This is a genomic window from bacterium, assembly GCA_027622355.1.
Classification (GTDB): Bacteria; UBA8248; UBA8248; order UBA8248; family UBA8248; genus JAQBZT01.
In genome coordinates, this window is the sequence record JAQBZT010000221.1 from 1 (window position 1) to 4,879 (window position 4,879).

Genomic DNA, 4,879 nt, shown 5'->3' on the forward strand with positions numbered 1-4,879 from the left:
CCAAGGCCGCCGCCGCAAACTCCCCCACCCCATCGAGCGCGCGGGCGGCCTTTTGTCTTGTTTCGGGAGAGGCGCTCCGCTCGGCCTGCTCGCGGAGCCAGGCATGGTAGCCGCTCTGCGCGAGCAGCGCCCCGATCATCTGCGCGGGCCCCGCTCTTTTCGCCGACAGTTCATCGAAGACACCGAGCAGCCCATCGAGCGCCTTCGCCGCCGCGCCCCGCACCCGGCCGGCCACGAGCGCCTCCCGGGCCACATTCCGGTCCAGCCGTCCGCCCGCCGCCATCTCCTGCAGCCGCACCTGGCCCAGCCCCCGCGGCGGGCGGTTCACGATGCGCGCGAAGGCGCTCTCATCCTCCGGCCGAAGGAGGACGCGGAGGTAGGCCGCCGCATCCTGCACCTCGGCCCGGTCGAAAAAGCGCTGGCCCTTGACCACCTGATAGGGGATCCTTCGCCTTCGGGCTTCCTCTTCCAGCGGGCGGGACTGCGTGTTGATCCGGTAGAAGATGGCCGACTCCCCCCATGGAATTTCCGCCCCCGCCCCCAACGCGGCGAAGCGCTGGAAAATCATCTGCGCCTCGGTGTCGGGATCGGCCGCCCCGATGTAGAGGACGGGCGCTCCCTCTGGATTCTGCGCCAGCAGGCGCTTCTCCTGCCGGCCGGGGGCGTTCGCCATGACGGCCGAGGCCGCCTGGAGGATCCGCCCGCTGCTCCGGTAGTTCCGCTCGAGGCGGTAGACCCGGGCGCCGGGGAAATCCGCCTCGAAGCGGCGGATGTTGCCGACATCCGCGCCGCGCCAGCCGTAGATGCTCTGATCGTCATCCCCCACGGCGAAGACGCGGGGGGCCTCCCCGGCGAGCGCTTTCACAAGGCGGCTCTGAACCGCGTTCGTGTCCTGGTACTCGTCCACGAGAATCTCGGAGAACCGGCGCTGGTAGCGCGAGAGAATATCGGGATTTTCCTGAAAGAGCCGGAGCGGCAGCGCGAGCAGATCGTCGAAATCGAGCGCGCCCGCATCCCGCACCGCGCGCTCATAGCGGGGGAGCAGCTTTGCGGCAACGCTCTCCAGACTGAAGGGAACGCCATCATCATTCCCGAGGGGGCGCCCGGCGCTCTTGTGGGCCGAGATGCGCTCGAGAATCGCGCGCGGGTCGTAGCGCTCGGGGTTCACCCTTTCCGCTGCCATCTCGCGCTTGAGGAGGCGCAGGCTCTCTCCCCGGGCCATGATGGCGAAATGGGGAGAAATCCCCAGGGCCGCGCCCTCCGCCCGCAGGATGCGCGCCCCCGCCGCGTGGAAGGTGCCCACCCACGCCGGGCGCGCAGCCGGGCCGAGCGCGGCCGCGAGTCTCGCTTTCATCTCGCCCGCCGCCTTGTTCGTGAAGGTGATCGCCAGGATGGATTCAGGCGGCGCGCCCGCTTTCAGCAGGTGAAGGATGCGGTGGATGAGCACCCGCGTCTTGCCCGAGCCCGCCCCCGCCAGCACGAGGTTCGCCCCGTCGGGGGCCTTTACGGCTTCTTGCTGTTCGGGATTGAGTTCTTCCTGGCCCAGGGATTCAGAGTGCGGCATCATCGCTTACGCGGGGTGGACAAAACGCCATCTCCCGCGGCCCGCAGGAGATGGCCTCCGGGATAGATGCCCTTGGGCACGTTGAGATTGGGGAGCACCCAGCAGCCCGGCCCCAGGAGCGTTCCCGGGGAGGTCACGGCGTTGCACCCCACCTCGGCGAAATCCCCCACCACCGCGCCGAATTTCCGCAGGCCCGTGTCCACCATCTTGTCATCCACCTGAAGGGAGATATTCCGCGCGGGGGCCGTTTTCTTTTTTTCTTCCCCGGTGCGGAATTCCAGATTGGCCAGCTTCACTCCCGCCCCGAGGTTCGCCTCCTCGCCGAGAAGGCTGTCCCCCACGTAGGCGAAATGGCCCGCTTCGGCGTGCTCGAGAAACACGGAGTTTTTCACCTCGGTGGCGTGGCCCACCACCGCCCGGGGGCCGATGAGGCAGCTGCCGCGCAGGTAGGCGCCGTGGCGAAGCTCGGCCCCGCCGCAGAGTATCGTGGGGCCCTTTACGAGGGCGCCCGGCTCGATGCGCACGCCCGCCTCGATGAGCACATCCGCGCCGGGGATCCGCACCGCCTTTTGCGCGGTGAAGAGCCCCTCGCTCACGAGCATCCCGGCCTCGACGCGAAGGCCCTTCAACTCGGCGGCGCTTGCCTCCGGCGCCTGCGCGGCGGCGATCGCCTCGCGAAGGTAGCCCTCCAAACGGCCGATCGCCTCCCACACCGCCCCCAGACCCTCGAAGAGTCCGGCGTGCGGAAAGGCACTCACCCGCCGAAAATAATCCTGCGGCGCGATCATGGGCTGCTCCCTTTCTCCAGGTACCACGCGCCCAGGGCGGATAGGTGGAGACTTTTCCCCGCCTCTTCGATGAGCCCGCCCCGGATGCCTTCCTTCAGAATCCGCCCGGCGCCGACCGGGGCGCCGAAACGCGCTTCCTGATCCTCCTCGATCATCTTCATCAACTCGTCCCGCCCGGCGGGCGCGCGCCGGAGCGATTCGAGCGCGGCGCGCTCCGCCCTCGCCTCCGGGAGATCGCCATCCTTCATCCGCGGCAGAAGACACCGTATCGCCGCGCCTCCAATTGAATCCAGGGCAGAGGACCAGGCCCGCGGCCCGCGGAGGCTGGCGCCGATCTTGCGCTCGGTTCCCGAGTTGCGCACATAGACCACCCCGATTTCCCCCTTCTGCGGGTCTTCGATCTGCAGGTAAAGAACCGCCGGGTCATCCTCCAGCGCCGTCCACCGGAAGGCCGTCCCGCGGGGAAGGGCTTTCTCCGCGGCTTCCGCCATCGCCTTCCCAGCCGCATCCCATGCCGCCTCGTGCGGTCCGAACCGGCCCCGATCGACATGGTAGGCGTAGAGAATCTTCTTGTATCCCCGCGGGAAGGGTTGCTCCAGCCTCGCATACACCTCTGGGAGTGGCAATCTGTCCGCCAGTCCCTTCACGGCGGCGCAAGTATTGAGAAAGCTCTTGAGGCCGTCCCCCGCGGCGAACCGGCGGGTGACCCCCAGGGCATCCGGCGAAAGACCCGGCACCACCGTGTGGCCGGATTCCTCTCCGCCGAGGGCGAAGGCGTCTCCCCATCTTTCGGCGGCGCGGAGGATCCACTTGTCCCCGACGGGAACGAACCGGACCTCGAGACCGAGCTTCGAGAGCGCTTGCGCGGCACCCGCGTCGCTTTCGATCGTCAACACCGCAATGCCCCCTTCGGGCAGTTCCTTTTCTTCCGCAAGAAACTCCGACTGAAGCACCAGCGCGTCATCTCCGCCCAGAATGCGCACCGCATCCGCGAAGGGATCGTAAAACAGCGCATAGGCCCGGTCTCCGTCGGCATCGAACACCCCGGCGGCGGCGAATCCCTCTCCCGACTGAAGCGCCGCGCGGCGGGCGCGCCCCGCCTCGAACAGGGCGGCAAGACCCGCGTGCGCCCGGTACACCGCTTCTTCATCTCCGCGGACCACGTGGCGCCCCTCCAGCGCGATCACCCCGCCCCCCTCGTTCACGGGGCCTGCTCCGAGCGCATTCAACTCCCGGAGAGTGCCCACGCCGATTCCGGCGATGACTTCGGCCGCCAAGGCGCTCCACGCCCCCCGGGCGGGGTCGAGAACGATGCTCCAACTCGCCAGCTCGCCAGCCAGGAGCCAGCTGTTGGGCAGCTGCGTCATGTAGCCCATGTAGACGGCCCGCGCCTCGGCGGCGGTGTCGGTACAGACGCCCGCCTCGAAATCGTCCAGAAAATCATCCGGGGAAAGGTCCCAGACGCGGCGGCTGATTTGTGCATCTTCTTCGGGGAGGGGCTTTCGCGCGCTCGCGCCGCGGAAAATCTTGATGCCGTTCTGATCGGCGGGGTTGTGCGAGGCGGTGAGCATGAGGGCGCCGGCGGCACCGGCGGCGGAGAGGTAGGCCGCGGCGGCCGGGGTGGGAAAAATGCCGGCCGATATGACATGGGCCCCGGCCCGGAGCAGCCCCCGCAGGCAGGCACCCGCGAAGCGGCCGTCCGTATCCCGGGGGTCCCAGGCGAAAACGATGGCGCCCGGCGAGAGCAGATCCTCCGCCGCATTTTCCAGAAGCCAGCGGGCGGCGGCACAGGCATATTGCTCGGCGAAGGCTTCGCTGAAAAGCCCGCGCTCCGCATAGGCGCTTCGCGGATCGATGCCCTGAAGCAGGGGATGATCCGGGGCGGCAATCAGGCCGCGCACGCCGTCTGTTCCTTGAAGAATGGGATCTATTTCCATCACCATCCGGAGGGACCGTCAGGCGACGGTCACGGATTTGGCCAGCGCACGGGGCCGATCAACGTCCCGCTTCAGGGCCACCGCCATGAAATAGGCCAGAAGCTGGCCGGAGAGCAGGTGCAGGAAGGGCGCGTGGAGCGGCGAGACGCGCGGCATGACAATCTCCTCGCTGAAGAGCCCCCGGACCTGCTCGTCGCCCTCGAACCGGAAGCCGAGGATGAACCCGCCGCGGGCACGAACCTCCTCGGCGCTGCTTCGGGTGAGGGCGTGCAACTCCTCCTCCTCGGGAGCGGGCATCAGCACGACGGTGTACATGTTCTCGTCAATGAGTGAGAGGGTCCCGTGCTTCAGGAAACCGGCCCCCATCCCCTCGGCGTGCAGGTAGGTGACCTCCTTCATCTTGAGGGCGCACTCGAGAGCCGCGGGGTAGTAGATGCCCCGGCCGAGATAGAGCCAGTTCTTCATGCGCTGATGGCGGTTTGCGGCAGTGTGCAGGAAGCCGGAGCGCTCGTTGAGGGTCTCCGACAGCACCTCCGAGAGCGCGGAAACCTCATCGCGGAGCTTCAGGACTTCCGCCTCCTGGAGCCGGC

General features: G+C 68.1%; 4 protein-coding genes. All 4 read right to left on the reverse strand.

The features are described 5' to 3' along the window. Positions 1-1,564 (reverse strand): UvrD-helicase domain-containing protein (locus tag O2807_11865; protein MDA1001194.1); only part of this gene is annotated, 1,564 nt, incomplete at its 3' end. After that, complete coding sequence (locus tag O2807_11870; GenBank protein MDA1001195.1) at positions 1,564-2,352, reverse strand: hypothetical protein; 789 nt, start codon at positions 2,350-2,352, stop codon at positions 1,564-1,566. The genes O2807_11870 and O2807_11865, both read right to left, overlap by 1 nt. Beyond that, positions 2,349-4,253 carry a hypothetical protein gene (locus O2807_11875; GenBank protein ID MDA1001196.1) on the reverse strand — a complete coding sequence of 635 codons (1,905 nt, stop codon included), beginning with the start codon at positions 4,251-4,253 and terminating at the stop codon, positions 2,349-2,351. The genes O2807_11870 and O2807_11875 overlap by 4 nt, the downstream gene beginning before the upstream one ends. Before the next feature lie 54 nt (positions 4,254-4,307). After that, the coding region (locus O2807_11880; protein MDA1001197.1) for an SIS domain-containing protein at positions 4,308-4,879 on the reverse strand (572 nt) is incomplete at its 5' end.

Coding starts and splice junctions, on each gene's coding strand:
- O2807_11870 (MDA1001195.1), bottom strand. CDS start 2,352: ATGATCGCGCCGCAGGATTATTTTCGGCGGGTGAGTGCCTTTCCGCAC.